The following is a 25,864-nucleotide window of genomic DNA, read 5'->3' as shown; positions in this document are numbered from 1 at the left end:
ACGAGCCACCGCCTCACCGGCCGCTCCTGGTCCGGCAGCGGCACCATCGCCCGCATCGACGTCAGCACGGACGCCGGCCGCACCTGGCGGCGCGCCCGCCTCCACGACACCCCGCGCCGCGCGGACTGGGTGCGCTGGTCCACGAGTTGGCGCCCCACGGCCACGGGCCCCACCGCCGTCCTCGCCCGGGCCACGGACACGACCGGACGCACACAGCCGGCGGTCACGCCGCCCAACACGCAGGGCTACCTGTTCGACGCGGTGGTACGGCACCCGGTCACCGTCGTCTGACGGCTTCCCGCACCGGGGCACACCGCTCGCGACAAAGCGTCGGACCCCGTTGTCAGTGCCTCCCCATAGAGTGAATACATCACTCGGGGAACACCGAAGGGGGAGCCGAAGCATGTCTTCCAACAGGATTCAGCACAAGGTGAATCACGTCGCGCTGGTCGTGGATTGTTCGGGGTCCATGCACCCGCACCAGAGCCAACTCATTCGCGTGGTAGACGAGTTCGTGGCGGGCCTGAAGGCAGAATCGGACAGCCTCGGCCACGAAACCCGGATCAGCCTCTACTCCTTCGACCACAGGGTCGAGAACCTGGTGTGGGACATGGACGTGAAGCACCTTCCTTCCATGCGCGGTCTGTACCGGGTCAACAACGGCGCGACGGCCCTCATTGAGGCCTCTCTCAAATCCCTCGACGACCTCGGACACATCTGGGAGGAATACGGCGAGCACAGCTTCCTCCAGATCGTGGTGACGGACGGCGAGGAGAACGCCTCCGGGGGCGACCGGCGACACGACGGCGACATGTCCATACTCGGGCCCTGGCTCGACAGGATCACCGCGAAGATGGGGGGACTCCCGGGCCACTGGACCTCCGCCATCCTCGTGCCGAACTCCCTGGCCAAGCGGACCGCCCAGAACTACGGCTTCCCCGCCGGGAACATCGCCATCTGGGACGCGGATTCCCAAAAGGGCGTGGAGGAAGCGATCGGCACGGTCCGCGCCGCCGCCACCAGTTTCCTGCGGGGGCGCGAGCAGGGAGTGCGGGGCACGAAGAATCTGTTCGCCGTCGGGCAGGACATATCCGTCGACGACGTGCGGGCCACTCTCGAACCCATTCCGGCGGACAAGTACCGCCTCTTGAAGGTGGACAAAGAAATCGAGATACGCCCCTTCGTCAACTCCCATCCGGGAGTGACGTACGAGCGGGGTTCCTGCTACTACCAACTCGGCGCCCGGGCCCAGGTCCAGGCGAACAAGGAAGTAATAGTCGTCGAGAAGGACACCGACCGCGCCTACACGGGCGACGCGGCGCGCGCTCTCCTCTTCGGTACCGGTATTCAGGGGACCGTCTCGGTCAAGGCGGGAAACAATCCCAAGCTTGAGGTATATGTACAAAGCCGTTCGGTGAACAGGAAACTCAAGCCGAAGACGCGTCTGCTCATCATCCTCTGAATGACCTCAATGACCTGAGGGATCTGAGGGAGCTTCCTGAGGGGTCTGAGGGAGCGGGCGGCAGCCGGTCACTGCGAGTGATCCGGCTGCCGCCGAGCGATGAGTCCCGCCGCGCGTGACGGTCTGAACTGCGACACACGATCAACCGCACTCCGGGAGAGCATCATGACCGCCACCTACACCTTCGACGTCTTCTCCAGCCTCGACGGCTTCGGCGCCGCGAGCGGCAACTGGACCGGCTACTGGGGCAAACAGGGTCCCGAACTCCTCGACCACCGTCTCGCCCTGTACAGCGAGCAGCAGCGCATGGTCTTCGGCGCCCACACCTATCGGGACTTCGTGGGGATGCTGGCCGCCAGTGCCAAGGAGTCCGAGGTGCACGACCCCTGGGTGACGCGGATGGTGAACCAGCCGGCGACGGTGGTGTCGACCACGCTGCAGGGCCCCCTCGACTGGCCGGACGGGACCGTCGTGAGCGGAGATGCCGTCGATGTCGTCGCCCGGCTCAAGGAGGAGTCCGACGTGCCGCTCCGTTCGCACGGCAGCCTGGCCATGAACCGATCGCTGATGGCGGCCGGTCTGGTCGACCGCGTCCAGGTGACCCTCTTCCCAGTGATCACCGGCCGGAACGGTCTGGCACCGATCTTCCGGGGCGCTGAGGACTTCGACCTCGAACTGATCGACCACCGGACGCTCGACGGCCAGGTCCAGGAGCTCACCTACCGGCCCACGCTGCACACCTGAACCGATGGACGCGAGACTCCCCGTTGTGCCCGTGCGGGCAGCGACCGACACGCTGCGTCGATCACGATGCGGCGGGCACGGCGCCCGATGCGGCCAGGCCCACATGACCGGGGAGACTCCGCAGGCCGGGGTCACTGTCTTCCGTACGGTCGTCATGCTCTGCCTGCGTCGGCACCAGCGGTGGTTCTCGGCAGTCTCGTCAGCGGCCGGTGGCTCCGTCGATCTGCTCGCGCAGGATGTCGACGTGGCCGGCGTGCCGACCGGTCTCTTCGATCATGTGGACAAGGATCCAGCGCATCGACGGGGCCGGCCCCCGGCGCGCAGGTCGCGGAGCGGGCAGTGTCAGATCGGGGCAGGCCTCGATGACCCGGTTCGCGTCGGCGACGGCCTTGCGGTAGTCCGCGAGCACCTCGTCGACCGTGGCCCGGGCGGACGGCCGCATGGTCGAGCCCCAGTCGGCGACGTCCTCACCGAGGAAGGAGAAACGCTCGACCGCTGTCAGGTGGGTGACCAGGCCCAGCAGGTTCGTCCCCGAGGGCACGCGCGCCGTTCGGACCTGCGGCTCCGGCACGTCCGCGATCTTGGCCGCGACAGCGTCCCGCAGATAGTCGAGGAAGCCCCTCAAGACGGCCTTCTCGTCGGCGCCGGTCGCAGGGGGACGGGTGTCCTTGGCCCGGGACCGAGAAAGTTGCGCAGGGGTGTCCGGCATGGCGTTGCTCCATTCCCGCGGGAGGGCGCGGTGACGTGATCCGATACGCCCCGCGGCGCCCGGTGACGTAGGGACAGGATCGGCAGCGCCTCCTGTCCCTTGCAAGAAAAATTGCGGATCCGCATCATCGGAGCATGGACAACGCCGCCGAAGACGTACTGGCCGGTGTCGGGCCCCGCCTGAGGGCGCTGCGTCGGGTGCGCGGAGCCACCCTCGCGGCGCTCGCGCAGGAGACCGGTCTGACCGCGAGCACCCTGTCCCGTCTGGAGAACGGCAGGCTCCGGCCCACACTGGAGCAGCTCCTGCCGCTGGCCAGGGCTCACGGCGTGCCCCTGGACGACCTCGTGGCGGCGCCGCCCACCGGCGACCCGCGCATCCACCTGCGGCCGGTGCGGAGGGACGGCCTGGTGCTCGTGCCCCTGACGAGACGCTCCGGCGGCGTCCAGGCGTACAAGGTGATCCACCCGCCCGCCGGCCGGGCTCCTACGACGAGCCTGCGGACCCACGAGGGATACGAGTGGTTCTACGTCCTCGACGGACGCGTCAGGTTCGTGCTCGGCGAGCGGGAGTTCCACCTCGGGCCCGGCGAGGCCGCGGAGTTCGACACCCGTGTTCCGCATTGGATGGGCAGCGCCGACAGCCGGCCCGCGGAACTGCTCGCGCTGTTCGGCGCGCAGGGGGAACGCGCCCACCTGGCACCGGCCGGTTCCTGAGCCGGCCTGCGCCCGCACGGTTCGTTTCCGGTGGCGTCATGTCCTTCAACTCTTCGGCGGCTACGGCTATATACGCGAGTACCCGATCGGTGGAGGGGACAGATGCCCGAGCAGGACCAGGACTTCAGCGGACGCAAGGGAGGCGCGCTCGTCGCGGGCGGCACCGGCGGCATCGGTGCGGCAGTTGTGCGGCTGCTCGCCCGGCGGGGCAGCACGGTGCTGTTCACGTACCGCTCCAACGCGGCCGCGGCCGACGCCCTGACCGCCGAACTCGCCGCTGAAGGCGCCCAAGTGCACTCCGTACGAGCCGACTTGACGGACGAGGCCGAGGCCGCGGCCGCCGTGCAGAACGCCGCCGACCGGTTCGACGCGCTGCACACGCTCGTCTACGCGGCCGGCCCGCACGTGCCGATGACGCACCTGAGCCAGGTGCCGCCCGCCCGGTACCGCGAGCAACTGGACGCCGACACCCTCGCCTTCTACCAACTGGTGCACCCGGCGCTCGCGGCGCTGCGGGCAAGCGGCGGCAGCGTCGTCGCGGTCACCACGTCGGCCACCCACCGCTACCCGGTCCGCGACGGCCTCTCGTCCGGCACGAAAGCCGCGGTGGAGGCCGTGGTGCGGGCCCTCGCGGCCGAGGAAGGCCGCTACGGGGTCCGGTTCAACTGCGTGGGACCCGGCATGCTGACCGACGGGATCGCCGCCCGCCTGATCGAGGACGGGGAACTCGACGACGCCGCGTTGCAGGTGACGCGGCGCAACATTCCGCTGCGCCGGTTCGGCAGCGCGCGCGACATCGCGGAGGCGGTCGCCTTCCTCGCCTCGGACCGCGCCGGGTTCATCACGGGGCAGCATCTCGCGGTCGACGGGGGGTACACCGTCTGACCGGGGACTGATACTTCAGTCCGGTGGCTAAGCTGACGGCCATGGCTACCCGCGTCACCACCTCCCCCGCGGCACCCGCGCCCGCCAAGTCGCTGGCCGAGCAGGCCTACGAAGCGGTCCGGGACCTCATCATCACGCTGGAGATCAGGCCCGGCGCACCCATCAGCGCGGACGACCTCATGAGCAGGCTCGGTCTCGGCCGCACCCCGGTCCACCAGGCGCTCAAGCGGCTCGAGTCGGAGAGCCTCGTGGCGGTGTTCCCCCGCCGCGGCACGTTCGCGACCGACGTGAACATCACCGACCTCGCACTCGTCACCGAGGTCCGACTCCAACTGGAGGGCCGCGCCGCCCACAGCGCAGCCCAGCGGCGGACCGGCGCCGAGCTGGAGGAACTGCGGGAACTGCTGCGGACGTTCGACAGTGCCGACGTCACGGACCACGGCCTGATGGCCCTGGACACCGAGGTACACCGGACGATCTACCGGTGCGCGCACAACAAGTACCTCGAAGCCACCTTGGAGCAGTACTACAACCTCCAACTGCGCATCTGGTACCTGTTCCTGGACCGTCTGCCGCACGTGGCCGAGCACATCGCGGGGCACCGGACACTCATCGAGGCCATCATCGAAGGCGCCGCGGACCGGGCGCAGCAGATCGCCCTGGAGCACGTGTCCGGCTTCGAGGCGGAGATCCGCTCCGTACTGTGAACCGGCGCACCACACAGTCCACTCGTGCCATATCCGCACAGCTCGTGGGGTCTTACATTGGTAGGGCGGCCCTTGCCCCCCGGCAGCGGTTCGCGCGCTCCGCGTCGAGGGGGTCGATGATGTTCGCCCTACTGTCCGTGCCGACCGTCGCCCCCGCCGTCGTGGGGCGTGAGGGAACTGCCGGCGCCGGAGGTCCCGCACGCCGTGGGCCTTCCGCAGCGAGACCCGTCAGGTGACCGATCGATCGTTCCGGCCCCCGGCCGGAGAGGGGAAGGGCCATGATCCAGGCGGCGGACGTACGGGAATGGCGCAATCAGGACGTCGTCGACGAGAAGGGGCACAAGATCGGCGTCCTGGAATCGGTGTACGTGGACACCGCCACCGACGAACCGGCCATGGCCACCGTGCGGGCCGGTCTCCCCACGCGCCACCGGCTGCTCTTCGTCCCGTTGGACGAGGCGATCGTGGGCCCCGGCTATCTCAAGGTGGCCTATGCCAAGTCCCTGGTGAAACAGGCCCCGTCGATCGGCACCGATGACATCCTCCCGGCGGAACAGGAAGAGGGCATCTACCAGCACTACGGAATGACGTACAAGCCCGGGGCCGCCGGGGAACGGCAGCTCGCCCGCCGCTGAACGCCTGCACCAGGGAGTCTTACTGTGGCGCTCTTCTTGCTCGTGGTGCTGATCGCCGTCGCGCTGGGCATCATCGGCGCCGTCGTGAAGGGCCTGGGGTTCCTGTTGATCTCGGGCATCGTGCTGTTCGTGCTGGCCGTGGCCCTCGGCGTGCTGCGGTGGTCCCGCCGGGCCGCCCGCCGCCCCATCAGGTAACGGACCCAGGGTTCAACTGGCCCTCCCGAAGGGCCTGTTCGCGTGCGCGCGCCGACGGCCCGTCCGTCTGTGACCGCCCGCCACGGATTGGATTCACCCTGCGCGACCTGGTCCCGTACGACGGCAAACACCACGAGGCCGAGGGCATGGGCGCCTCACCGCCTACCTCCACGGCGACGCGCTCCCGCCGGACCCTATGGAGAACACGTCGTGGACGGCTCCCCCCTGATCCTCGTGCACAGCCACCACGAGGGAATCGACTTCCAGGTGCCCCCGGCGGCCTACGGGGAGCACTGGCACACCGAATGCATCACCGCCGGGACCACGAGCGAACTCTCGGCGGACAGATACGTCGACGCCGGCCATTGTGTCCGGGTCGAGGCGCGCAGCAATCGCGTGCGGTCCTGCGCGCCACCCCGGAACGACGACCCGGCCCGGCCGACGGGTCCTTCTACCAATAGTGCTTCCGGCCACCGACGGCGTGGCCGACGGAACCGAGGATCCACAGTGCCGCACCGATGACGAGCAGTACGACGCCGATGGTCCACAGGATGGAGATACCGGCCACAAGGCCGACCACCAGCAGGATGATGCCAAGCGCGATCATTAGGCCCTCCGACCCTCGGGGTTCTTTCACGTACGTGCCGAAGTTCCCCGCCGGAGCGACCTCACACCCGATACGGCCATCCCGCAGAAGCTCCTTGGTCTTTTGTGATTGCGTCCGGGTTGGGGGCACTCGCCGAGCCGAGGGGCGCCGGCAGTACCGCACAGGGCGCTCCAGGCCGTACATCGTCGATGAAGGAGCCAACGTGAACGAAGACATGTGGGGCTATCAGCCGACGAGCGGTCACACCTCGGGAGTCGATCTGATCGGCTTCAAGGTGGAGGCCACCGACGGCAGCATCGGCAAGGTCGACAAGCACTCGGACGAGGTCGGCTCCGCCTATCTCGTCGTCGACACCGGTGTGTGGATCTTCGGCAAGCACGTCCTGCTTCCCGCGGGCACGGTGACCCGGATCGACACGCAGGCCAAGTCGATTCACGTCGACCGCACGAAGGCCCAGATCAAGGACGCCCCCGAATTCGACAAGGAGAAGCACGTCGGAGACGCCGGGTATCACGACCAGATCGGCACCTACTACGGCAAGGGCCGTATCTGAGTGTGCGCACTGTGACCCACGCCGGAGCCGGCCGGACCGTTCGGCCGGCTCCGGCTCCCTGCCGGGGCGGGGCCGGGCGCACCGCACGCCGGACGGCGGCTCTGTCAGTATGTGCCGCATGGACGTGCGCAGCAGGAACCATGTGCGGGTGACGGGCCGGCCCGGCGGGCCGGTGGTGGTGCTGGCGCACGGTTTCGGGTGCGATCAGAACATGTGGCGGATGGTCGTGCCGGCGTTGGAGCGCGATTTCACCGTGGTCGTCTTCGATCACGTGGGCGCGGGGAACTCGGACCTGTCGGCGTGGAGCCGGGAGCGGTACGCGTCGCTGGACGGTTACGTCGACGACGTGCTGGAGCTGTGCCGGGAGCTGGCGCTGGGCCCGGTGACGTTCGTCGGGCATTCCGTGAGCGCCATGATGGGGGTGCTGGCCGCGGCGCGGCAGCCCGAGGCGTTCACCGGGCTGGTCCTGCTGGCCCCGTCCCCCTGCTTCGTCGACGACCCCGCCACCGGTTACCGGGGTGGATTCAGCGCCGCGGACATCGACGAGCTGCTGGAGTCCCTGGACGCGAACTATCTGGGTTGGTCGGGCGCGATGGCTCCGGTCATCATGGGCAACCCGGAGCGGCCGGAGCTGGGTGAGGAGCTGACGAGCAGCTTCTGCCGGACCGATCCAGAGATCGCCCGGGCCTTCGCCCGGGTGACGTTCCTGTCCGACAACCGCGCCGACCTCGCCAAGGTGACCGTCCCCACCTTGGTCGCCCAGTGCTCCAGCGATGCGATCGCCCCGCCCGAGGTGGGCGCGTTCGTGCACGCCCGGATTCCCGGGAGCCGCCTGATCACGCTGAACGCCACCGGGCACTGCCCGCAGCTCGCCGCCCCGCAGGAGACCGTCGAGGCGATCGCGACGTTCGTGGGCGCCGCCCGGTGATGAGCAGAACCGACGACGAGGATCCGGTGGACGAGCAGGCGCAGTTCTCGGCACTGCTGGAGGACAGCGCCGAGGACCTGTACGAGCACGCGCCCTGCGGCTATCTGTCGACCCAGCTGGACGGCCGGATCGCGAAGGTCAACACGACGCTGCTGAACTGGCTGGGATACGAGCGAGACGACCTGGTCGGCCGCAGGCACTTCTCCGACCTGCTCACGGTCGGCGGTCGGCTCTACCACGAGACCCACTTCGCACCGCTGCTGCGCATGCAGGGCGAGATCAGCGGCATCGCGCTGGAGCTGAGGGCCGCCGACGGGACCCGCCTGCCGGTCCTGGTCACTTCCACCGTCAAGAAGAACGGCGACGGTCAGCCCCTGTTGATCCGTACGACCCTCTTCGACGCCCGCGACCGGCGCGCCTACGAGACCGAGCTGCTGCGCGCCCGTGAGGAGTCGGAGCGCGAACGCGAACGCCTGAAGGTCCTCAACGCCACACTGCAGGCGACGCTGCTCCCGCCCGCTCTGACCGACGTGCCCGGGCTGGACGTCGCCGCGCACTACCACGTGGCGTCCGTCGACGACGTCGGCGGCGACTTCTACGACCTCTTCCCGCTGGCGGCCGGCACCTGGGGACTGTTCCTGGGGGACGTGTGCGGCAAAGGCGCCGCCGCCGCGGCCGTCACCTCGCTTGCCCGCTACACCCTGCGCGCCGCCGCCGTCTACGACCCCGACCCGGCTGCCGTCCTCGGCAACCTCAACACGGTCCTCAACCACGAGTACAGCGGCACCGACCCCCGCTTCTGCACGGTCGTCTTCGGCCTGCTCACCCCCGACCCCGCAGGGGACGGTTTCCGTATCACCCTGGCCAGCGGCGGACACCCGCCGACCCTGCTGATGCGCGCCGACGGCACCGCCGACTTCCTGCCCACCCCAGGCGGACAGCTCATCGGCGCCCTGCCCGACGCCCACATCGCCACCACCAGCGTTCTCCTCGCCCCCGGCGACAGCCTGCTGCTGCACACCGACGGGCTCACCGAGGCCCACACCCACGCCCGCTCGGGCGACGGGGAACGCTACGGCGACGACGCCCTCCTCGCCTTCGGCCGGGCCCTGGCCCCCACCACTGCCGCGCACGCCGTCGACGCGGTCCGGGACCTGCTCGACGCCTTCGGCTCCGGCGTCGACGACGACACCGCCGTCCTCGCCATCCACGTACCCCGGTCCGCCGGTGAGGAGCGACAGTGACCCAGCAGCTGACCCTCCGCACGCGCGCCTGTGCCGCGGGGCCGGTCGTCGAACTCGACGGAACGCTCGACCATCGCACCGCGCCCGAGGTGCGGAACACGCTGCCCGTCCTCGGGCTGCGCCCCGGCCGGCAGCTGGTCCTCGACCTCGGTGCCGTCACGTTCTGCGACTCCACGGGCATCACGGTGCTCATCGCCGCCCGCAACCACGCCCTCACCGCCGGGGCGGGCATCGCCCTGGTCGCGGTGCCCGACCGCGTCAGCCGGATCCTCCACCTGGTCGGCCTCGACCAGGTCTTCGCCATCCACCCAACCGCCCCGGACGCCGAGGCCGCCTGGCAGCCCGCCGCCGACTGACCGGCCGACGTCGCAGCCGGTCAGCGGCCCATCAGTTCGGGGAGGCCGACGCTGCGCTTGGCTCCCGTCTCCAGGTCCAGGCGGTTGCACGCCTCGGCGAAGCGGAGATAGGTGTCGACGCTCGCGATCACCACCCGGATGTCGATCTTGAGCAGCTCGATGCCGACCACGGAGACGCGGATGTACGCGTCGATCACCAGGCCCCGGTCGAGGATCAGTTCCAGGACGTCGTACAGACCGCTCGTGCCGCCGGATCCGCCGCCTCGCTGCGCAGGAACAGACATGAGCTGCTCCTTCCTTGTCGGATTCCGGAATGCGGCGAGCACACCGGCCGTTCACTCCCTCCGGTCCGGGTCAGTCGGTGGCCAGCAGCCCCTCGCGCAGCTTCTTCACCACACGGGTGATCAGACGCGAGACGTGCATCTGGGAGCAGCCCAGGCTCTCGCCGATCTCCTGCTGGGTGCGCTCCTCGACGAAGCGCATGTGGATGATCTGACGGTCGCGCTCCTCCAGGTCGGCGATGAGGGGCGCCAGGCTGTGGAAGTTGTCGATCAGGTCGAAGGACTGCTCCTCGAACCCGATGAAGTCCGCGAGGGCGGCCTCCGAGTCGTCACCGGTGCCGGTGATGGTGGCGTCCAGGGAAGCGGAGTTGTAGCCGTTGGAGGCCATCTGCGCCTGGACCACCTCGGACGGCTCCAGCTGCATCAGCTCCGCCAGTTCGGCCGTGGACGGGGAACGCCCGAGGCGGGTGCGCAGCTCCTCGCTCGCCTTGGACAGTTCGATCCGGGCCTCCTGCAGACGGCGCGGCACGTGCACGGCCCAGGTGGTGTCGCGGAAGAACCGCTTGATCTCACCGGTGATGTAGGGCACGGCGAAGGAGGTGAACTCGACCTCGCGCGTCAACTCGAACCGGTCGATCGCCTTGATCAGGCCGATCGTGCCGACCTGGACGATGTCCTCCATCTCCTGCGGCCCGCGGTGCTTGAACCGGGACGCGGCGTACTGCACGAGGGAGAGGTTCATCTCGATCAGGCAGGTGCGCACATGGCTGTACTCCCGCGTGCCTTCCTCGAGTTCACCGAGACGGTCGAAGAACAGCTTGGAGATCGCCCGCGCGTCCTGCGGGGTGACCGACGACGGATCCGTGTACGCGCGCTGGGCGAGGTCGTCCTCCACCGGTGTCTGCGTCTGCTGGCTGTCCGTCACGGTGATCATGAGTCCCGCTTCCTGTGAGTGAGCCGGGTCTGGGTTCCCCGTACACGGGCAACTGCCCCCGAACCCGACGCGCACACCTGCCGGAGCCGGGCGGTCAGTCCACCGGTCGGCCCGCGCCGACCCTGAACTCCCACAAACAGTCCCCGGTTTCGCCCGTCACCTGCCGAAAGCCCGCCTTCTGCCAGGCGCGCACCGCCCGTACGTTCCCTCTCGCGGGATCGACCGTCACGCGCCGCCATCCGAGCGTGCCGCACAGGTGCGCAAGGAGCGCGCGAGCGGCGTCCGGGCCCAGGCCCCGCCCGCGCGCCTGCGGTCCCAGCACCATGTCGATGCCGCCTTCGGCCACGCCACCGTGCCAGTACTGCGCATAGCCCACAGGGGTGTTCGTGCGCTGTTCCCATACGAGGAAGGACCCCACTCGCGGCCGGCGACCCGCGTACTTCTGCGCCACCTCGTCGCGTGACAGCGGTACGCCGCCCCAGTGCTCGACGAAGTCCGGGGAGGCGAACCACTGGGCCAGCAGGTCCACATCGTCCTCGGTCGTCGGGACGAGTCGGGTCAGTGCTCCATGGAGGAGGGCTCGGTCGGTCAATTGTCACTCTCCCGTGCGCGCGAGGTCCTCGTACTCTCCCATGGCGTCGAGGAGCCAGCGGGCGAGGTGGTCGGCGAAGGAGGAGCGCGGGAGCAGTCGGTAGACCGGGGCAGCCGGGTCCGCGTGCTCGGTCCGCCACAACACGAGCGGAACGGGTCCGAGTTGCGTGGTGACGGCGGTTCCCGCGGTGAAGGAGCGGGGGTGCAGGTCCTGGGCGCAGCCCTTCTCCAGGACGTCCCGGGCGAACCGGCCGGACAGTTCGAGGGTGGTGCGGTGGGCGGAGACGTCGACCACGGCGCCGGGTTCGTCGGCGAGCGCCCGGTGCAGTTCCGCGGTGAGGGCTGCCGGGTCGTCGGCCCCCGACGTCACGAGCCATTCGTCGGGGCCGAGCCACAGCGCCGTTCGCGCACCCGTGGACGCCGTGTCGCCGCACCGGGTCGGGAGGCCGGCGCCCAGGACCTTGCCGATCCGGTCGGCCGCCGCGGTGGCCGGGGCGACGCGCAGGGAGACCATGGTGAGGAAGGGCAGTTCGGCGAGGTGCGCGGCGGGGGTCGAGGCCGACCTCATCCGGTCGTGGAGGTGGTGCAGCGGGCTGCGCCTCAGGTGGGCGGGGCCGCTGACGCTCACGGTCGGCTCAGCCATCTCGCTTGGTCCCTTCGGGGTCGTACAGCACGGGCTCGGCGACCTGCACCGGGACGAGCGCGTCGCCGACCGGCGCGAGCAGGGTCTCGCCGACGCGGTCGCGGCCGCCCTTGACGAGTGCCAGCGCGAACGGCCGGCCGAGCGCCTGGCTGTGGTAGCTGGACGTGACGTGGCCGAGCATCGGCACCGGGGGCGTGTCCAGTGCGGCGCCTTCGGCGACGAGTTGGGTGCCCTCGGGGAGCCGGGTCGTCTTGTCCGTGGGCAGGAGTGCCACCAGGTGCTTGCGGTCGGGGCGCGCCGTGTCCTGCCGCGAGAAGGAGCGCTTGCCGACGAAGTCCTTGCGCTGCGAGACCACCCAGCCCATGCCCGCGTCCTGCGGAGTGACGGTGCCGTCGGTGTCCTGGCCGACGATGACGAACCCCTTCTCCGCGCGCAGGACGTGCATCGTCTCCGTGCCGTACGGGGTGATGCCGTGCGGCTGCCCGGCCGCGTACACCTGCTCCCAGACGGCGAGGCCGTACCAGGCGCAGACGTTGATCTCGAAGGCGAGTTCGCCGGAGAACGAGATCCGGCAGATCCGGGCGGGCACCCCGCAGGCCAGCGTCGTCTCGCGGAAGGCCATGAAGGGGAACGCGTCGTTCGATGCGTCGATGTCGGGTGCGATGCGGGCGAGGACGTCGCGCGACCTCGGTCCCACGACGGCGACGGTCGTCCACTGTTCGGTCACCGAGGTGCAGTGCACGTCCAGTTCGGGCCACTCGGTCTGCAGCCACTCCTCCAGCCACTCCAGGACGCCCGCGGCGCCGCCGGTCGTGGTGGTCATGAAGTAGCGGTCCTCGTCGAGGCGCAGCGTCACTCCGTCGTCGAAGATCATGCCGTCGGGCTTGCACATGACGCCGTAGCGGGCCGTGCCGGGCGTGAGCTTCTTGAAGGCGTTGGTGTAGATCCGGTTGAGGAACTCCCCCGCGTCCGCGCCCCGGATCTCGATCTTGCCGAGGGTGGAGGCGTCCATGAAGGCGACGCCCTCGCGGGCCGCTCGGCACTCGCGGGCGACTGCCGCGTCCCTGTCCTCGCCGGGCCTCGGGTAGTACCAGGGGCGCTTCCACTGGCCGACGTCCTCGAACTCCGCGCCGTGCGCGACGTGCCAGGAGTGGACGGAGGTGGTGCGCTCGGGGTCGAACAGTGCGCCGCGTTCCCTGCCCGCCAGGGCGGCGAAGGCGACCGGGGTGTACGGCGCGCGATAGACCGTGGTGCCGACCTCGCCGGGTGTCGCGCCGTCGCCGAGGGCGGCCGCGATCACGCCTATGGCGTTGACCCCGGAGGTCCTGCCCTGGTCGTGGGCGGTGCCGAGCGACGTGTACCGCTTGACGTGCTCGACGCTGCGCATGCCGGCGCCGGTCGCGCGCCACACGTCGGCGACGGTGACGTCCCGCTGGTGGTCGACGAAGTGCCGGTCCCAGTCGGCCGGTTCGCCGGACGTGCCGGGCACGAGCCACAGGGCGCGCACCGGGCCGGCCGTCGGCCCGTCCGCACCCTCCGCCTCGATGCCTGCCGGCACCGGGAATCCGGCCTCCCCCGCGGCCTGCGCACCGGCCGTGGCCCCCTCGGCCCGACAGGCGTCCACGTCGTACGTGCCGCGCGCGGCGCCCACGATCCGCTGGCCGGGCACGGCGCCGTCGGGAACGAACGCCACGAGGGCCTCGTCCCAGCGCAGAGCGCCCTGGCGCTGGCTGTGCAGGTGCACCACCGGGCTCCAGCCGCCCGACACGGCGAGGAGGTCACAGGTGAACGACTCGGTGTCGCCCACGAGTTGATCCACGTCGTCCAGAGAGCTGACGGTGACACCCTCGATGCGCCGCGCGCCCTCGGTGTCGACGACCGTGCTGCCGGTGCGCACGCGCAGCCCCGTGGACCGTGCCACTTCCGCCGCCCTGCGGGACAGTTCGGGGCGCGCGTCCACGACGACGGGAATCTCGATGCCCGCCGCGTGCAGATCGGCGACCGTGTCGTACGCGCTGTCGTTGGTGGTGCTCACGACGACCCGTGAACCGGGCGCCACCGCATACCGGTTGACGTACGTGCGCAGGGCCGAGGCGAGCATGACGCCGGGCCGGTCGTTGCCCGCGAAGACCAGCGGGCGCTCGTGCGCGCCGGTGGCCAGGACGACCCGCCGGGCGCGGATGTGCCACAGCCGCTGGCGCGAGACGCCCGCGGGCGCGGCGGGGCCCAGGTGGTCGGTGCGTTTCTGCAGGGCCAGGACGTAGTTGCCGTCGTACGAGCCGAAGGCCGTGGTGCGCCGCAGCACGGTCGTCTCGGGCGCAGCCGCCACTGCGGCGACGGTGCCGGCCAGCCAGTCGGCGGACGGCAGGCCACCGATCGTCCCGGTGCGGTCGGACAGGAGGCAGCCGCCCGGTTCCGGCTGGTCGTCGAGGAGGAGGACGCGGGCGCCGGAGCGGGCGGCGGTGGCGGCTGCCGCGAGTCCGGCCGGTCCCGCGCCGACGACCAGGACGTCGGTGTGCACGTACTTCTTGTCGTACACGGCCGGGTCGGGCGTGGGGTCGAGGCGGCCGAGGCCGGGCAGGGTGGTCGCGGACAGGCCGTCGTACAGCTCGACGGTGGTCGCGGGGAGCATGCCCTCCGTGCACGGGCCGGTGATCTGCAGAAGGGCGTTGGACTCCTCGACGCCGGCCGCGACGATGCCGCGCGGGCGGCCGCGGTAGGTGGACGGGGCGACGCCGAGCAGGCCGCCGGCGAGCATGGCGGAGGCGACGGTGTCGCCGGGGTGGCCGGTCAGCTGCCGGCCGTCGACGGTGAAGCGCAGCTCGGTGTCGCGGTCGATGCGGCCGCCGTGCGGCAGCCGGTGGCTCTGGGACGTCGGTGTCATCCGGGCTCTCCCCCCGCGGTGACGTCGGGGCGCGGTTCGTCCGGGCGGTAGGTGGCAAGGACCTGGTAACTCGCGGTGTCCCGGACCGCGTTGAACCAGCGGCGGCAGCCCGTGCGGTGCATCCACCGCTCGGCGAACGGGCCCTTGGGGTTGTCGCGGTAGAACACGTACTGCGCCCACTCCTCGTCGGTGAGGTCGGCGGGGCTGTGCGGGTAGGGGACGTGGGCCTGTCCTCCGTAGTGGAACTCGGTCTCGTCTCGCGACCCGCACCACGGGCAGTCGACCAGCAGCATGAACCGCTCCTCTCAGTGGGCCACGGCCGCGGCGCCGTGTTCGTCGATCAGGGCCCCGGTGGTGAACCGTTCGAGGGCGAAGGGTGCGCTGAGGGGGTGTGCCTCGCCGGTGGCCAGGGTGTGGGCGAAGGTCCAGCCCGCGGCCGGCGTGGCCTTGAAGCCGCCGGTGCCCCAGCCGCAGTTGACGTAGAGGTTCTCGACGGGCGTGGGGCCGATGATCGGCGAGGCGTCCGGGGTGACGTCGACGATGCCGCCCCAGGTCCGCAGCACGTGGGCGCGGGCGAAGACGGGGAAGAGCTCGACCGCCGCCGCCATCTGCCGCTCGATGACGTGGAAGGCGCCGCGTTGCCCGTATCCGGTGTACGCGTCGACGCCCGCGCCCAGCACCAACTCGCCCTTGTGCGCCTGGGAGACGTACACGTGCACGGCGTTGGACATCACGACGGTGGGGTGCACCGGCTCGTACAGCTCGGAGACCAGGGCCTGGAGCGGGTGCGACTGGACGGGGAGGCGGACTCCTGCGCGTTCGGCGAGGACGCTGCTGTGTCCGGCGGCCGCGAGCCCGACCCGGCCGGCGAGGATGCGGCCGCGGTTGGTCTCGACGCCGGTGACCCGGCCGCCCGCGTCCTGGACGAAGCCGGTCACCTCGCAGCCCTGGATCAGGTCGACGCCCCTCTCGTCGGCCCGCCGTGCGAGGGCCCAGGCGACGTGGTCGTGCTTGGCGATGCCGGCGCGCGGCTGGTAGGTGGCGCCGAGCACCGGGTAGCGGGTTCGTGCGTCGACGTTGACGATCGGGCAGATCCGCGCGATGTCGTCCGGGCCGATCCACTCGGCGTCGATGCCGTTGAGCTTGTTGGCCGCCACGCGGCGGACGCTCTCGCGGACGTCCTGCGGCGAGTGCGCGAGGTTGAGCACCCCGCGCTGGCTGAACAGGAAGTCGTAGTCCAGCTCGGCCGGGAGTCCCTCCCAGAGTTTCAGCGCGTGCTCGTACATCGCCGCGCTTTCGTCCCAGAGGTAGTTGGAGCGGATGATGGTGGTGTTGCGGGCCATGTTGCCGCCCGCCAGCCAGCCCTTCTCCAGTACGGCCACCTTCGTGATGCCGTGGTTCTTGGCGAGGTAGTAGGCGGTGGCCAGGCCGTGGCCGCCCGCCCCGACGATGACCACGTCGTACGCGCGCTGCGGATCGGGGGTGCGCCAGAGCCAGTCGGGGTGCTCGGGCAGGTGTGCCGTGCTCATCCGGCAACTCCGTTCCCACGGGGGCGGCAGCGCTGGCGCACAGGGGGCCGCTCACCACGACCCCCGCAGAGCTGCACACTGATATTTCAGTTGTCGGTCAAGCTAGGCGCCACCGGAGGCGCGCGTCAACCCCCGCTCCAGGCATGGGTGTTCGGGGTCCATGGCGCAGGGCGAACTCCCAGGTCTACTTGCCGGATGCCTCCGTGTAGAGGTCGCCCGCGTAGTAGTCGCCCGGGGCGGGATTGTCGTCCAGCTGCTTGTTGCGGACGAAGAAGTCGCCGAGCTTCTTCAGCCAGGTGTCCACCTCACCGCTCTTGGTCTTCGCTATCAGGTCCTCGGTGGAGAGCGTCACCACGTGCGAGGCGTCGGCCCTGGCCTGGGCCTCGGTGACGTCGAGCATCTCGGCGGTGAGCGCGATGGTCTCGTCGGGGTGCTCCTGGCGCCAGTCGTTGGCCTGCTGCAGCACCTTGATCACCTTGGTGTTCTTGTCCTCGGACACCTTGTTCCCGGCGACGAACGCGGTGGGGAAGGCGTCCTTGGTGTCCTTGGTACTGGCTATCTCCTGAAGACCCGGAACCTTCTTCTTGATGGTGTCGATGGCGGGGTAGAAGAAGCCGGCGCCGTCGATCTTCCCGGAGGAGAAGGCGGAGACGATGGTCGACGGGTCCATGTTGACCTTGTCGATGTCCTTCGTCGTCATCCCCGCCTTCTCCAGGGCGATGTTGAGGATCATGTCGCCGGAGGTGCCCTCGGGGACGCCGACCCGCTTGCCCTTGAGGTCCTTCATGGACTTCAAGCCGGGCCGGCCGATGACGCGGTCCGCGTAGGTGAGGGTGTCGACGGCGATGACCTTGGACTTGCCGGAGGCGGGCAGCCACATCGCGCCGGGGCCGATGTAGCCGTAGTCGAGGTCACCGGCCATGAGCGCCTGGATCTGGACGGGGCCGTTGTTGAACGGGCTCAGCTTTGCCGACAGGCCCGCCTTCTTCCACAGTCCCTGCTTCTCGGCGATCGCCAGCAGGCTGGCACCGTTGTAGTCGCCGATATAGCCGAACCGGACGGTGCCGTCGTCTCCCGAGCCACTGCCGGAGCACCCGGCGAGGGAGAGCGAGAGCATCAGGGCGGCGGGCAGCACCGTGACGGCGGCGTGCCGGATCCTGCTTCTGGGCATGCGGGAGGTCCTCTCGGGGTGGTGCGCGGGGCGACGCTGAACAGTGCCCTGGGGGCGGGCGGGGATGACGGCTGGTCAGGCGGCCTGGGACGGTGCGTCCTGGTGGTGGACGGAGGTCCACACCTCGTTGCGGATGCGCCGGAACTCGGGCGAGAGCCGGATCTGTTCCGTACGCGGATAGGGCAGGTCCACGTCGATGACGCGGTGGATGCGGCCGGGCCGGGCGGCCATGACGACGACGCGGCCGGCGAGGTACACCGCCTCGTCCACGTCGTGGGTGATGAACAGGACCGTGCGCCGGTCCTGGCTCCAGGTCTCCAGGAGCTGGTCCTGCAGCTGCACCCGCGTCAGGGCGTCGAGCGCACCGAACGGCTCGTCCATCAGCAGTACTTGAGGGTCGACGGCGTACGCGCGGGCGATGGCGCAGCGCTGCTTCATCCCGCCGGACAGCGTCTTGGGCAGGGCGTCGGCGAAGTCACCGAGACCGACGAGGTCGATGGCCTGCCCGGCGCGGCGGCGGCGCTCGGCCGCGGGCACGGACGCGAGCTTGAGCCCGAACTCCACGTTCTGCCGCACCGTCAGCCAGGGGAACAGGGCGTACTGCTGGAAGATCACCCCGCGGTCGGGGCCGGGGCCGGACACCGGGTCGCCGTCGACCAGGACGCTGCCGGAGTCGGGTTCCTGCAGGCCCGCGGCCATGCTCATCAGGGTGGACTTGCCGCAGCCCGACGGACCCACGACGGTCACGAACTCCTGGTCCGCGATGTCCAGGCTCACGCCGCCCAGCGCGGTGAAGGCGGCCCCCTTGAGCGGAAAGGTCTTCACCACGTCCCGGAAACTGATCTTGCTGTTCATCGTCGCTCCTGCCAGCCGGTGAGGCGTCGCTCGGCCAGCAGCAGCAGCCGGTCCATGACGAGCCCGAGCACACCGATGGTGATCAGGGACACGAAGATCGTGTCCATTTCGAACCAGGTGGACGCCTTCTGCATCCGGTAGCCCAACCCCTCCTGCGCGCCGATGAGTTCGGCGGCGACCACGGTCGCCCAGGACGCGCCGAGGCCGATCCGCATGCCGACGAGGATGAACGGGGTGGAGGCCGGCACGACCACCTTGGCGAAGATGGTCCGGTCCGACGCGCCGAGCACCCGAGCCGCGTTGATCAGTGTCTTGTCCACGTCGACGACGCCCTGGAAGGAGGAGACGACGCAGGCCATGAACGAGGCCAGGAAGATCACGGCGACCTTCGGCACCTCACCGATCCCCAGCAGGACGACGGCGAGCGGGATCAGCGCGAGGGGCGGGATGGTGCGGAAGAACTGGATGTACGGCTCGATCAGGGCGCGCGCCGTGGGGTACCAGCCCATGAGGAAGCCGACCGGCACGGCCACCACCACACCCAGGGCGTAGCCGAGCAGGACCCGGCGCAGGCTGGCGAGCGCGTCGGATGCCAGCGTGCCGTCCGCGATCATGCTGCCGGCCTTCTGCGCCACGGCGGCCGGCGCGGGCAGGTTCTCGACCAGGCCCAGAGCGGCGACGACGGCCCACAGCGCGATGCCCGCCACTACGGCCACGGCGTTGAGGAGCAACGGGCGACGCCGCGGGCGGTGCGGTGGCTGTTGCCGGCGCCGCGCCTCGTCGGCGGTCTTCTCGGCGGGTGTGATCACAGCCATGGGTTCCTCGCTGATGGCTTCACGCGTTCTCCTCGGGGACGGGCCGCGGGTAGTGGGTGAGCAAAGGGGACTCGTGGAGGACGAGGGCGATGGCGCCCAGTGCGCTGCCGGCCTCGCCGAGCGTCGCGCGCCGGATGTCCACGTGGTGGCGGGCCATCGGCATCAGGTTGCGGCGCAGAGCCCGCTCCACAGGTTCGAGCAGGGCGGGGCCGGCCTCGGCCAGCTCGCCGCCGACGACGATGACGCCCGCGCCGACGGTGTGGCAGACCGCGGCCAGCACACCCCCGACGTCGCTGCCGACGCGCTCCAGCACTTCCAGGGCCGGCGGCGCGCCGTCGGCGACGTCGCGCAGGAACCCGGCGAGGTCCTCGGCCCGGCCGCCGGCCTCGCGATAGCGGTACAGGACCGCGTCCAGGGAGGCGCGGGTCTCCAGACAGCCGGTGCCGCCGCACTCGCAGGCCCGCCCGGCCGGGTCCACGGTGATGTGCCCGAACTCGCCGGACAGGCCGTACTGTCCGCGGTGCAGCGCGCCCCCCACGACGAGGCCGCCGCCGACGCCGTGCGACAGCCGCAGATAGAGCACGTCGCTGCTGTCCGCGGCCGCGCCCCAGACCGCCTCGGCGAGGGCCGCGAGCCGGGTGTTGTTGTCCAGCAGGACCGGCACCGGGAACCGTTTGCGCAGCAGGTCCGGCAGGCCGTCGATGCCCTGGGCGTGCGCGTTCTCGCTGCCCGGGTCGGCGATCGGTCCCACCACGCCGGCCCCGATCGCGGTGAGCGCGTCGAGCCGGACGCCGGACGAGCCGGTGCCCAGGGTGGTCAGCAGACGTGCCGCGAGGTCGACCCGTTCGGGCCAGGACAGGTCGGGGGCGTGGTCCTCGCTCGCCGAACCGACCACCTCATGGGCGAAGTTGACCGCCGCGACGTGCACAGCGCGCCGCGCGAAGTCGATGCCGACCGCCTCGCCGGCGGCCGGGTTGAGGCTGAGCTTCTCGACCGGCCGGCCGCGCTTGCGCACCTCGACGTGCGGGGTGCCGGTGACCACGGCGCCGCTGCCCACGAGCCAGGCGACGATGTCGTGGAGCGTGGTGCGGGACAGTCCGCTGCGTGCGCCCAACTCGGCGCGGCTCAGCGGTCCCTGCTTGCGGAGCAGCTCCAGAACGGACTGCTCGTGGCTGCGCCTCAGCCGCGTCAGCGGGCCGTCGTGTTCGTGCATGCCGGACAGCATGTGAGCGCCACGCATTTTCGTCAATGAGTCGGACACAAATACTCAGGCCGCACCACGCCCCGGAACTCCCGCCCGCACCACCGAGTTGACCTGGTGAGATGCGGGGTCGGACACGTCCGTGACGGGCTCCCGACACGTTTCGAAATCGCCATACGCCTGTAACACTCCGCCCTGGAGGTCCCCGGAGCCATTTATGTATGTGCTCTTGACTTAAATCGCGGCCGGGCCGGAGCATGCCTCGCACGGCACCAGCCGGACCGACCCGAAAGGCCCTCCGTGCGCCACAACATGCTCTTCCTGATGACCGATCAGCACCGGGTGGACACCCTTGCTGCGTACGGCAATCCGCACACGCACACCCCGCACCTGGACCGGCTCGCAGGCGAGGGCACCCGGTTCGACCGCTTCTACACCCCCACCGCGATCTGCACCCCGGCCCGTGCCAGCCTGCTGACCGGCGCGGCCCCCTTCCGGCACCGACTGCTCGCCAACTACGAGCGCAACGTCGGGTACCTGGAGGACCTCTCCGACGGCCAGTTCACGTTCTCCGAGCAACTGCGCTCCGAGGGATACCAGTTGGGCCTGGTCGGCAAGTGGCACGGCGGCGTGCGTCGCACCGCCGCGGACTACGGCTTCGAGGGGCCGGACCTGGCGGGCTGGCACAACCCCGTCGACCACCCCGACTACCTCGCCTACCTGGCGGACAACGGTCTTCCCCCGTACCGCATGTCGGATCCGGTGCGGGGCACGACGCCGAACGGGAGCCCCGGCAACCTCCTCGCCGCGCGCCTCCACCAGCCGGTCGAGGCCACCTTCGAGTACTACCTGGCCACGCGCACCATCGAGATGCTGCGGCGCTTCGCCACGCAGGAGAACGACGGCAACGGGGACCCGTTCTTCCTGGCCACCCACTTCTTCGGTCCGCACCTGCCGTACATCCTGCCGGACGCGTACTACGACATGTACGACCCGGAACTGGTCGAACTGCCCGCCTCGATCGGCGAGACGTTCGCCGCGAAACCTGCCGTCCAGCACAACTACAGCAAGCTGTGGGCCTTCGACACCATGCCGCTGGAGGAGTCGCGGAAACTGATCGCCGTCTACTGGGGCTACGTCACGCTCATCGACGAACAGATCGGACGCATCCTGCACGCCATGCGGGAGTTGGGCCTGGACGACCGCACCGCCGTCTTCTTCACCGCCGACCACGGCGAGTTCACCGGCGCCCACCGGCTCCACGACAAGGGTCCGGCGATGTACGAGGACATCTACCGCATCCCCGGTCTGCTGAAGGTCCCCGGCGCGCCACAGGGCCAGGTGCGCGAGGAGTTCGTCTCCCTCACCGACTGCACCGCGACGATCCTCGACCTGGCGGGCAGCAAGACCGAGCCGGCCGTGGACAGCCGCAGCCTGCTGCCACTGGTGCGCGGCGAACATCCTGCGTGGGACGCACACCACCTCGCCGAGTTCCACGGCCACCACTTCCCCTACCCGCAGCGGATGTTGCGCACCGCGCGCCACAAACTCGTGATCAACCCGGAGTCCCGCAACGAGCTGTACGACCTCGACACCGACCCCGACGAGTTGCACAACCGCTACGACCATCCAGAACTGCGCACTGTCCGCACGGAGTTGACGCGCCGGCTGTACGACCTGCTGCGCATGCGGGGCGACAACTTCTACCACTGGATGACGCCGATGTACGACGTGGAGACGGACTACGACACCACCCTCTCCGCCTTCGAGAGCGGCGAGCCGGCGACGGCGTCGCACGCCCCTGACCCCCAGTGACGGCACCAGCAGCCCGGACGACCAGGAGAGATACGGCAGATGACCAGATCCGAGGACCCAACGCCCTTCGCACGACGGACCGTACTGGCCGGCATCGCGGGCTCCGTGGGTGCGGCCGCACTGCCCGCGGGCGCTGCCGGGGCCGCGGCGCGGCGGCCCTACCCGGCCAACTGGCCGACGCCGCAACCGTACGGCCTCGCGGACACCCGCGAGGACCTGTGGCCGCGCGAGGACAACTCGTTCGTCCTGCCCCTGGAGCTGCGCCCCCGCGACCGGGAACTCGGCAGGGTCTGGATGCGCGACACGTACGTCAACTGCTTCGTCGTCAACGGCCGTCCGGTGTACGTCGCCACCGGCACCACCCGCGTGCCCGGCCTCGCCGCCGCCGCTCCCTGGAACGACGGCATCTTCGTGTGGACCGCCCCCTCCCTGCACGGCCCGTGGCGCCTCGCCGACACCACGCGCATCCGCCCCGGCGCCGAGCGCGGCAAGGTGTGGTCGCCCGAGTTCGCCGGGGAGAACGGGCCCGGGCGCACGGTCGTCGCGCCGTGGCAGGAGTACTGGCACGACGACCGGTTCGGCAAGCGGGGCGAGGCCTGGGCGCCCGAGCTGCACCGCTTCCGCGGCAAGTGGTACCTCGTCGCGTGCATGGGCGACCACGCGAAGAAGGTCGGCTCGTTCCTGCTCGTCAGCGAGGGCGGGGTCGCGGGGCCCTACCGGCTCGTCGAGGGCAACCACGACAAGCCGTTCGGCGACCCGTTCATCGGCGGCCCGGACTTCATCGAGCCCGGCGCGTACCACCACATCGACGGCAGCCTCTACTCGGAGGGCGCCGACGCGTGGCTGGTGCTGCACAACCACGTGTACGCCAAGTTCCGCCCCGACATGGAGGACATCGTCCCGACGACGGACCTCCCCGCGTTCCGGCAGACCCCGTACGCGCCCGAGCCCTACCTCGAAGGCGCCTACGTCTTCCGGCACGGCGGCAAGTACTTCCTCGTGCACGCCGCCTGGGACCGGACGACGGCCGCCCCCGACGGTGGCACGCGGTACGCCTACGACCCGCCGGGCACCGGCCGCACCCAGTACCAGTACGACGCGGTCGTCGCCGTCGCCGACCGCCTCGAAGGCCCGTACTCCGAGCGCTGGACGGCGGGCGTGGGCGCCGGGCACAACAACTTCTTCGAGGACCACCACGGCGGCCTGTGGGCGACGTTCTTCCGCAATCCGGCCTTCGGCTACTGGGCCGACCCGGCCCGCACGGGCGATGCCGCGGTGGCCGGCGTCGTGCGCCTGGAGTGGACCGGCCCGAAGGGCAACCGCCTGTACGTCAAGAGGCGGCGCCCCTGAGCGGCACCACTACGCGCGGCAGCGCAGCATCTCCAGCGGCGGGTGTGCCAGGACGTCCGCCCAGAAGTCCTCGCCGAAGGCGCGGATCCCGGCCTCGGACACCTGCAGCGGTACCCACTCCACGTCCCGGAACCCGGCCGTCGTCAGGGACTTCTCGTAGATCTCGCGGCGCGGGACCGTGGAGACGATGCTGATCGGCCGGGGGTCGAGAAGCGCCGTGACCCGCACCCGCGGGCCCGCCTCGGCCTCCTCGCCCGTGGGCTCGCAGCGGAACCCGTACTTGTCCAGATCCGGGCAGTCGAAGCGGTAGTCGGGCCTCTGCGCGAAGACGAAGAACTCCCCGCCCGGCAGCAGGTTCTGGTGCACGGCGCGGCACATCCGCTCCAGCGCCGCGATGTCCGGTGCGTAGTTGAGGCACTGCACTCCGACGGCGAGGTCGAACCTCCGCTGCGCGAGCGGAAGTTCGGCCACGTCACCGACCTCGTAGCGCACGCCCAGCGGTTCGTGCTGCTCGCTCGCCCGTGCGGCGGCGATCATCTCGCCGGAGATGTCGACGCCGAGGACGTCCGCGGCGCCGCGCCGCTTGAACTCCCTACTGTAGAAGCCGGTGCCGCACGCGACGTCGAGGACCGACCTGCCGCGCACGTCCCCGACCATGCCGAGGAAGCTCGGCACCTCTCCGTAGCGAATCAACGGCAGGGACTTGAACCCCTCGAAGGCCTCGCCGATGCCGTCGTACTGCTGCACGCTCATGTTCCGCCCCTTCCCTCCGGTCGTGGCAGAGAGTCTCGCCCCGACCCGTCCGAGGGCCGTACTGGCGGATGACACAAGAAGGCGGCGCGCTCGCCCTCGTATCACCCAACAGCCGTTACGGCACGACGTGTCCGGCCGCGCGGAAGAGGCGGTACCACTCCTCGCGGGTGAGCGGGATGTCCGAGCCGGCCGCGGACTCGGCGACCCGCCCCGGGTTCGTGGTGCCGAGCACCACCTGCATGTGCGCGGGGTGCCGGGTGATCCAGGCGACGGCGATGCCGGTCGGGGTCACCTCGTACTTCGCCGCCAACTCGTCGAGGACACTGTTCAGTTCGGCGTAGTTGTCCAGGTCGCCGATGAAGACGCCGTCGAAGAACCCCTTCTGGAACGGCGACCAGGCCTGCAGGGTCATGCCGTGCAGCCGCGAGTAGTCGAGGAGGCCGTTGTCGCGGTCGACCGACTGGTCGAGGCCGCCCATGTTCGCGGCGATGCCGGAGGCGATCATCGGGCAGTGGGTGATGCTCAGTTGGACCTGGTTGGCCACGAGCGGCCGGTTCACGGCGGTCTTCAGGAGTTCGATCTGTCCGGGCGTGTGGTTCGAGACGCCGAAGTTCACGACCTTCCCGGCGGTGTGCAGCTCGTCGAAGGCCGCGGCGACCTCCTCCGGCTCCACGAGGGTGTCGGGACGGTGCAGCAGGAGCACGTCGAGGTAGTCGGTGCGCAGCGCGGCGAGCGACTCGTCGACGGTGCGCAGGATGTGCTCCTTGGAGAAGTCGAAGAAGCCCTGGCGGATGCCGACCTTGCTCTGGATGACGATCGACGCGCGGTCCGCGGCGGAGAGCTTGACGGCCTCGCCGAAGCGCTTCTCGCACGCGTGCCGCTCGGGGCCGTAGATGTCCGCGTGGTCGAAGGTGTTGATCCCGGCGTCCCGGGCGGCGGCGTACAGGGTGCGGATGTCGTCGTCGGGGAGTGTGGCGATGCGCATCAGGCCCAGGACCACGTTCGAGGACTGCAGTTCGGACTCGGGGAAGGAGATCGTCTTCATGGGGCCATCCTCGCCGAGCGAACGGATGCGGCGCCAGCGCTCTGCGGGGCGTTGTCGATCTACGGGGCGCCGTCGAACATCTCCAGCACCACGTCCACGACCTCGTCCACCTCCGCGTCGGCCAGGTCGTCGAAGGCCCCGGAGTGCCGGGCGAGCAGCACTCCGGCGACGGCCGCCACCAGGACGTCGGCCCGCAGCCCCGGACGGTCGCGGCCCTCCCGCGCGAAGCGTGCGCGCAGCGGCTCCACGAGGCGGGCCG

The 25,864-nt window shown here is 70.3% G+C and carries 27 protein-coding genes and 3 pseudogenes; 14 read left to right on the top strand and 16 right to left on the bottom strand.

Annotated features, from left to right (window positions below):
- The 3 genes and pseudogenes from G3I40_RS24335 to G3I40_RS24325 form a co-directional block, all read left to right on the top strand.
- Positions 1-291, top strand: a pseudogene (locus tag G3I40_RS24335) (sulfite oxidase); the annotation flags it as partial.
- Between the two features lie 112 nt (positions 292-403).
- Positions 404-1,462: a vWA domain-containing protein gene (locus tag G3I40_RS24330; RefSeq protein WP_164304245.1), complete on the top strand. Its 1,059-nt coding sequence runs from the start codon at positions 404-406 to the stop codon at positions 1,460-1,462.
- 165 nt (positions 1,463-1,627) lie between these two features.
- Positions 1,628-2,206, top strand: a complete 579-nt coding sequence (locus tag G3I40_RS24325) for a dihydrofolate reductase family protein (RefSeq protein WP_164304244.1) — start codon at positions 1,628-1,630, stop codon at positions 2,204-2,206.
- Between the two features lie 199 nt (positions 2,207-2,405).
- Here the strand turns inward: G3I40_RS24325 and G3I40_RS24320 are convergent, their stop codons facing one another.
- Positions 2,406-2,915, bottom strand: coding sequence for a DinB family protein (locus tag G3I40_RS24320; RefSeq protein WP_164304243.1), 510 nt, complete (start codon positions 2,913-2,915; stop codon positions 2,406-2,408).
- Between the two features lie 134 nt (positions 2,916-3,049).
- Here G3I40_RS24320 and G3I40_RS24315 point away from each other — a divergent pair, with 134 nt between their 5' ends.
- The 5 genes from G3I40_RS24315 to G3I40_RS46550 all read left to right on the top strand — a co-directional run bounded on the left by G3I40_RS24315 (position 3,050) and on the right by G3I40_RS46550 (position 6,050).
- On the top strand, positions 3,050-3,628 hold the full coding sequence (locus G3I40_RS24315; RefSeq protein WP_164304242.1) for an XRE family transcriptional regulator: 579 nt from the start codon (positions 3,050-3,052) through the stop codon (positions 3,626-3,628).
- A gap of 102 nt (positions 3,629-3,730) precedes the next feature.
- On the top strand, positions 3,731-4,513 hold the full coding sequence (locus G3I40_RS24310; RefSeq protein ID WP_164304241.1) for an SDR family oxidoreductase: 783 nt from the start codon (positions 3,731-3,733) through the stop codon (positions 4,511-4,513).
- 41 nt (positions 4,514-4,554) lie between these two features.
- Entirely contained in the window at positions 4,555-5,220 is a 666-nt protein-coding gene (locus G3I40_RS24305) for a GntR family transcriptional regulator (RefSeq protein WP_164304240.1), read from the top strand.
- A gap of 278 nt (positions 5,221-5,498) precedes the next feature.
- Positions 5,499-5,855, top strand: a complete 357-nt coding sequence (locus G3I40_RS24300) for a PRC-barrel domain-containing protein (protein WP_164304239.1) — start codon at positions 5,499-5,501, stop codon at positions 5,853-5,855.
- Positions 5,856-5,879: 24 nt separating this feature from the next.
- Positions 5,880-6,050: a hypothetical protein gene (locus G3I40_RS46550; protein ID WP_203644718.1), complete on the top strand. Its 171-nt coding sequence runs from the start codon at positions 5,880-5,882 to the stop codon at positions 6,048-6,050.
- 451 nt (positions 6,051-6,501) lie between these two features.
- Here the strand turns inward: G3I40_RS46550 and G3I40_RS46545 are convergent, their stop codons facing one another.
- Positions 6,502-6,657 carry a DUF6131 family protein gene (locus G3I40_RS46545; RefSeq protein WP_203644714.1) on the bottom strand — a complete coding sequence of 52 codons (156 nt, stop codon included), beginning with the start codon at positions 6,655-6,657 and terminating at the stop codon, positions 6,502-6,504.
- A 202-nt stretch (positions 6,658-6,859) separates the two neighbouring features.
- Between G3I40_RS46545 and G3I40_RS24295 the strand changes: the two genes are divergently transcribed.
- From G3I40_RS24295 to G3I40_RS24280, 4 genes are all read left to right on the top strand, one after another.
- The gene (locus G3I40_RS24295; protein ID WP_164304238.1) at positions 6,860-7,210 is read left to right on the top strand and encodes a PRC-barrel domain-containing protein; all 351 of its coding nucleotides are present in this window, start codon (positions 6,860-6,862) and stop codon (positions 7,208-7,210) included.
- A 118-nt stretch (positions 7,211-7,328) separates the two neighbouring features.
- Positions 7,329-8,138 (top strand): alpha/beta hydrolase, encoded by an 810-nt coding sequence (locus G3I40_RS24290; protein WP_164304237.1) that lies wholly within the window; start codon positions 7,329-7,331, stop codon positions 8,136-8,138.
- A complete protein-coding gene (locus G3I40_RS24285; protein WP_164304236.1) occupies positions 8,138-9,382 on the top strand; it encodes a SpoIIE family protein phosphatase in 1,245 nt (414 codons plus the stop codon). Before G3I40_RS24290 ends, G3I40_RS24285 begins: the two co-directional genes overlap by 1 nt.
- A complete protein-coding gene (locus G3I40_RS24280; RefSeq protein ID WP_164304235.1) occupies positions 9,379-9,738 on the top strand; it encodes an STAS domain-containing protein in 360 nt (119 codons plus the stop codon). Before G3I40_RS24285 ends, G3I40_RS24280 begins: the two co-directional genes overlap by 4 nt.
- A gap of 26 nt (positions 9,739-9,764) precedes the next feature.
- Here the strand turns inward: G3I40_RS24280 and gvpJ are convergent.
- The 11 genes and pseudogenes from gvpJ to G3I40_RS24225 all read right to left on the bottom strand — a co-directional run.
- A pseudogene (gene gvpJ / locus G3I40_RS24275) lies at positions 9,765-10,022 on the bottom strand (gas vesicle protein GvpJ); the annotation flags it as partial.
- 70 nt (positions 10,023-10,092) lie between these two features.
- Complete coding sequence (locus G3I40_RS24270) at positions 10,093-10,953, bottom strand: SigB/SigF/SigG family RNA polymerase sigma factor (protein WP_164304233.1); 861 nt, start codon at positions 10,951-10,953, stop codon at positions 10,093-10,095.
- A gap of 94 nt (positions 10,954-11,047) precedes the next feature.
- On the bottom strand, positions 11,048-11,545 hold the full coding sequence (locus G3I40_RS24265; protein ID WP_164304232.1) for a GNAT family N-acetyltransferase: 498 nt from the start codon (positions 11,543-11,545) through the stop codon (positions 11,048-11,050).
- A 3-nt stretch (positions 11,546-11,548) separates the two neighbouring features.
- Positions 11,549-12,187 (bottom strand): sarcosine oxidase subunit gamma family protein, encoded by a 639-nt coding sequence (locus G3I40_RS24260; protein ID WP_164304231.1) that lies wholly within the window; start codon positions 12,185-12,187, stop codon positions 11,549-11,551.
- Positions 12,180-15,071 (bottom strand): sarcosine oxidase subunit alpha family protein, encoded by a 2,892-nt coding sequence (locus tag G3I40_RS24255; protein WP_164304230.1) that lies wholly within the window; start codon positions 15,069-15,071, stop codon positions 12,180-12,182. Before G3I40_RS24255 ends, G3I40_RS24260 begins: the two co-directional genes overlap by 8 nt.
- Complete coding sequence (locus G3I40_RS24250) at positions 15,068-15,364, bottom strand: sarcosine oxidase subunit delta (protein ID WP_164304229.1); 297 nt, start codon at positions 15,362-15,364, stop codon at positions 15,068-15,070. The genes G3I40_RS24255 and G3I40_RS24250 overlap by 4 nt, the downstream gene beginning before the upstream one ends.
- A 12-nt stretch (positions 15,365-15,376) precedes the next feature.
- Positions 15,377-16,600 (bottom strand): sarcosine oxidase subunit beta family protein, encoded by a 1,224-nt coding sequence (locus tag G3I40_RS24245; RefSeq protein WP_164304228.1) that lies wholly within the window; start codon positions 16,598-16,600, stop codon positions 15,377-15,379.
- 184 nt (positions 16,601-16,784) lie between these two features.
- Positions 16,785-17,771, bottom strand: a complete 987-nt coding sequence (locus G3I40_RS24240; RefSeq protein WP_164304227.1) for an aliphatic sulfonate ABC transporter substrate-binding protein — start codon at positions 17,769-17,771, stop codon at positions 16,785-16,787.
- Positions 17,772-17,846: 75 nt separating this feature from the next.
- Entirely contained in the window at positions 17,847-18,626 is a 780-nt protein-coding gene (locus G3I40_RS24235) for an ABC transporter ATP-binding protein (RefSeq protein ID WP_164304226.1), read from the bottom strand.
- The gene (locus G3I40_RS24230; protein WP_164304225.1) at positions 18,623-19,441 is read right to left on the bottom strand and encodes an ABC transporter permease; all 819 of its coding nucleotides are present in this window, start codon (positions 19,439-19,441) and stop codon (positions 18,623-18,625) included. Before G3I40_RS24230 ends, G3I40_RS24235 begins: the two co-directional genes overlap by 4 nt.
- Positions 19,442-19,460: 19 nt before the next feature.
- Positions 19,461-20,666 carry an ROK family transcriptional regulator gene (locus tag G3I40_RS24225; RefSeq protein ID WP_164304247.1) on the bottom strand — a complete coding sequence of 402 codons (1,206 nt, stop codon included), beginning with the start codon at positions 20,664-20,666 and terminating at the stop codon, positions 19,461-19,463.
- 288 nt (positions 20,667-20,954) lie between these two features.
- Here G3I40_RS24225 and G3I40_RS24220 point away from each other — a divergent pair, with 288 nt between their 5' ends.
- A complete protein-coding gene (locus G3I40_RS24220; protein WP_164304246.1) occupies positions 20,955-22,457 on the top strand; it encodes a sulfatase-like hydrolase/transferase in 1,503 nt (500 codons plus the stop codon).
- A gap of 39 nt (positions 22,458-22,496) precedes the next feature.
- Positions 22,497-23,807 (top strand): family 43 glycosylhydrolase, encoded by a 1,311-nt coding sequence (locus G3I40_RS24215; protein WP_164304224.1) that lies wholly within the window; start codon positions 22,497-22,499, stop codon positions 23,805-23,807.
- A 9-nt stretch (positions 23,808-23,816) separates the two neighbouring features.
- Here the strand turns inward: G3I40_RS24215 and G3I40_RS24210 are convergent, their stop codons facing one another.
- The 3 genes and pseudogenes from G3I40_RS24210 to G3I40_RS24200 all read right to left on the bottom strand — a co-directional run.
- The gene (locus G3I40_RS24210) at positions 23,817-24,560 is read right to left on the bottom strand and encodes a class I SAM-dependent methyltransferase (protein WP_164304223.1); all 744 of its coding nucleotides are present in this window, start codon (positions 24,558-24,560) and stop codon (positions 23,817-23,819) included.
- 115 nt (positions 24,561-24,675) lie between these two features.
- Entirely contained in the window at positions 24,676-25,605 is a 930-nt protein-coding gene (locus G3I40_RS24205; protein WP_164304222.1) for an aldo/keto reductase, read from the bottom strand.
- 59 nt (positions 25,606-25,664) lie between these two features.
- Positions 25,665-25,864: pseudogene (locus tag G3I40_RS24200) on the bottom strand (TetR/AcrR family transcriptional regulator); the annotation flags it as partial.

Origin of the sequence: Streptomyces sp. SID14478 (assembly GCF_010548525.1) — a bacterium.
GTDB lineage: Bacteria > Actinomycetota > Actinomycetes > Streptomycetales > Streptomycetaceae > Streptomyces.
Note: the sequence above shows the minus strand (reverse complement) of the source record. Positions and strands in the feature narration are given on the sequence as shown.

Coding starts and splice junctions, on each gene's coding strand:
- G3I40_RS24330 (WP_164304245.1), top strand. CDS start 404: ATGTCTTCCAACAGGATTCAGCACAAGGTGAATCACGTCGCGCTGGTC.
- G3I40_RS24325 (WP_164304244.1), top strand. CDS start 1,628: ATGACCGCCACCTACACCTTCGACGTCTTCTCCAGCCTCGACGGCTTC.
- G3I40_RS24320 (WP_164304243.1), bottom strand. CDS start 2,915: ATGCCGGACACCCCTGCGCAACTTTCTCGGTCCCGGGCCAAGGACACC.
- G3I40_RS24315 (WP_164304242.1), top strand. CDS start 3,050: ATGGACAACGCCGCCGAAGACGTACTGGCCGGTGTCGGGCCCCGCCTG.
- G3I40_RS24310 (WP_164304241.1), top strand. CDS start 3,731: ATGCCCGAGCAGGACCAGGACTTCAGCGGACGCAAGGGAGGCGCGCTC.
- G3I40_RS24305 (WP_164304240.1), top strand. CDS start 4,555: ATGGCTACCCGCGTCACCACCTCCCCCGCGGCACCCGCGCCCGCCAAG.
- G3I40_RS24300 (WP_164304239.1), top strand. CDS start 5,499: ATGATCCAGGCGGCGGACGTACGGGAATGGCGCAATCAGGACGTCGTC.
- G3I40_RS46545 (WP_203644714.1), bottom strand. CDS start 6,657: ATGATCGCGCTTGGCATCATCCTGCTGGTGGTCGGCCTTGTGGCCGGT.
- G3I40_RS24290 (WP_164304237.1), top strand. CDS start 7,329: ATGGACGTGCGCAGCAGGAACCATGTGCGGGTGACGGGCCGGCCCGGC.
- G3I40_RS24285 (WP_164304236.1), top strand. CDS start 8,138: ATGAGCAGAACCGACGACGAGGATCCGGTGGACGAGCAGGCGCAGTTC.
- G3I40_RS24270 (WP_164304233.1), bottom strand. CDS start 10,953: ATGATCACCGTGACGGACAGCCAGCAGACGCAGACACCGGTGGAGGAC.
- G3I40_RS24260 (WP_164304231.1), bottom strand. CDS start 12,187: ATGGCTGAGCCGACCGTGAGCGTCAGCGGCCCCGCCCACCTGAGGCGC.
- G3I40_RS24255 (WP_164304230.1), bottom strand. CDS start 15,071: ATGACACCGACGTCCCAGAGCCACCGGCTGCCGCACGGCGGCCGCATC.
- G3I40_RS24250 (WP_164304229.1), bottom strand. CDS start 15,364: ATGCTGCTGGTCGACTGCCCGTGGTGCGGGTCGCGAGACGAGACCGAG.
- G3I40_RS24245 (WP_164304228.1), bottom strand. CDS start 16,600: ATGAGCACGGCACACCTGCCCGAGCACCCCGACTGGCTCTGGCGCACC.
- G3I40_RS24240 (WP_164304227.1), bottom strand. CDS start 17,771: ATGCCCAGAAGCAGGATCCGGCACGCCGCCGTCACGGTGCTGCCCGCC.
- G3I40_RS24235 (WP_164304226.1), bottom strand. CDS start 18,626: ATGAACAGCAAGATCAGTTTCCGGGACGTGGTGAAGACCTTTCCGCTC.
- G3I40_RS24230 (WP_164304225.1), bottom strand. CDS start 19,441: ATGGCTGTGATCACACCCGCCGAGAAGACCGCCGACGAGGCGCGGCGC.
- G3I40_RS24225 (WP_164304247.1), bottom strand. CDS start 20,666: ATGCTGTCCGGCATGCACGAACACGACGGCCCGCTGACGCGGCTGAGG.
- G3I40_RS24220 (WP_164304246.1), top strand. CDS start 20,955: ATGCTCTTCCTGATGACCGATCAGCACCGGGTGGACACCCTTGCTGCG.
- G3I40_RS24215 (WP_164304224.1), top strand. CDS start 22,497: ATGACCAGATCCGAGGACCCAACGCCCTTCGCACGACGGACCGTACTG.
- G3I40_RS24210 (WP_164304223.1), bottom strand. CDS start 24,560: ATGAGCGTGCAGCAGTACGACGGCATCGGCGAGGCCTTCGAGGGGTTC.
- G3I40_RS24205 (WP_164304222.1), bottom strand. CDS start 25,605: ATGAAGACGATCTCCTTCCCCGAGTCCGAACTGCAGTCCTCGAACGTG.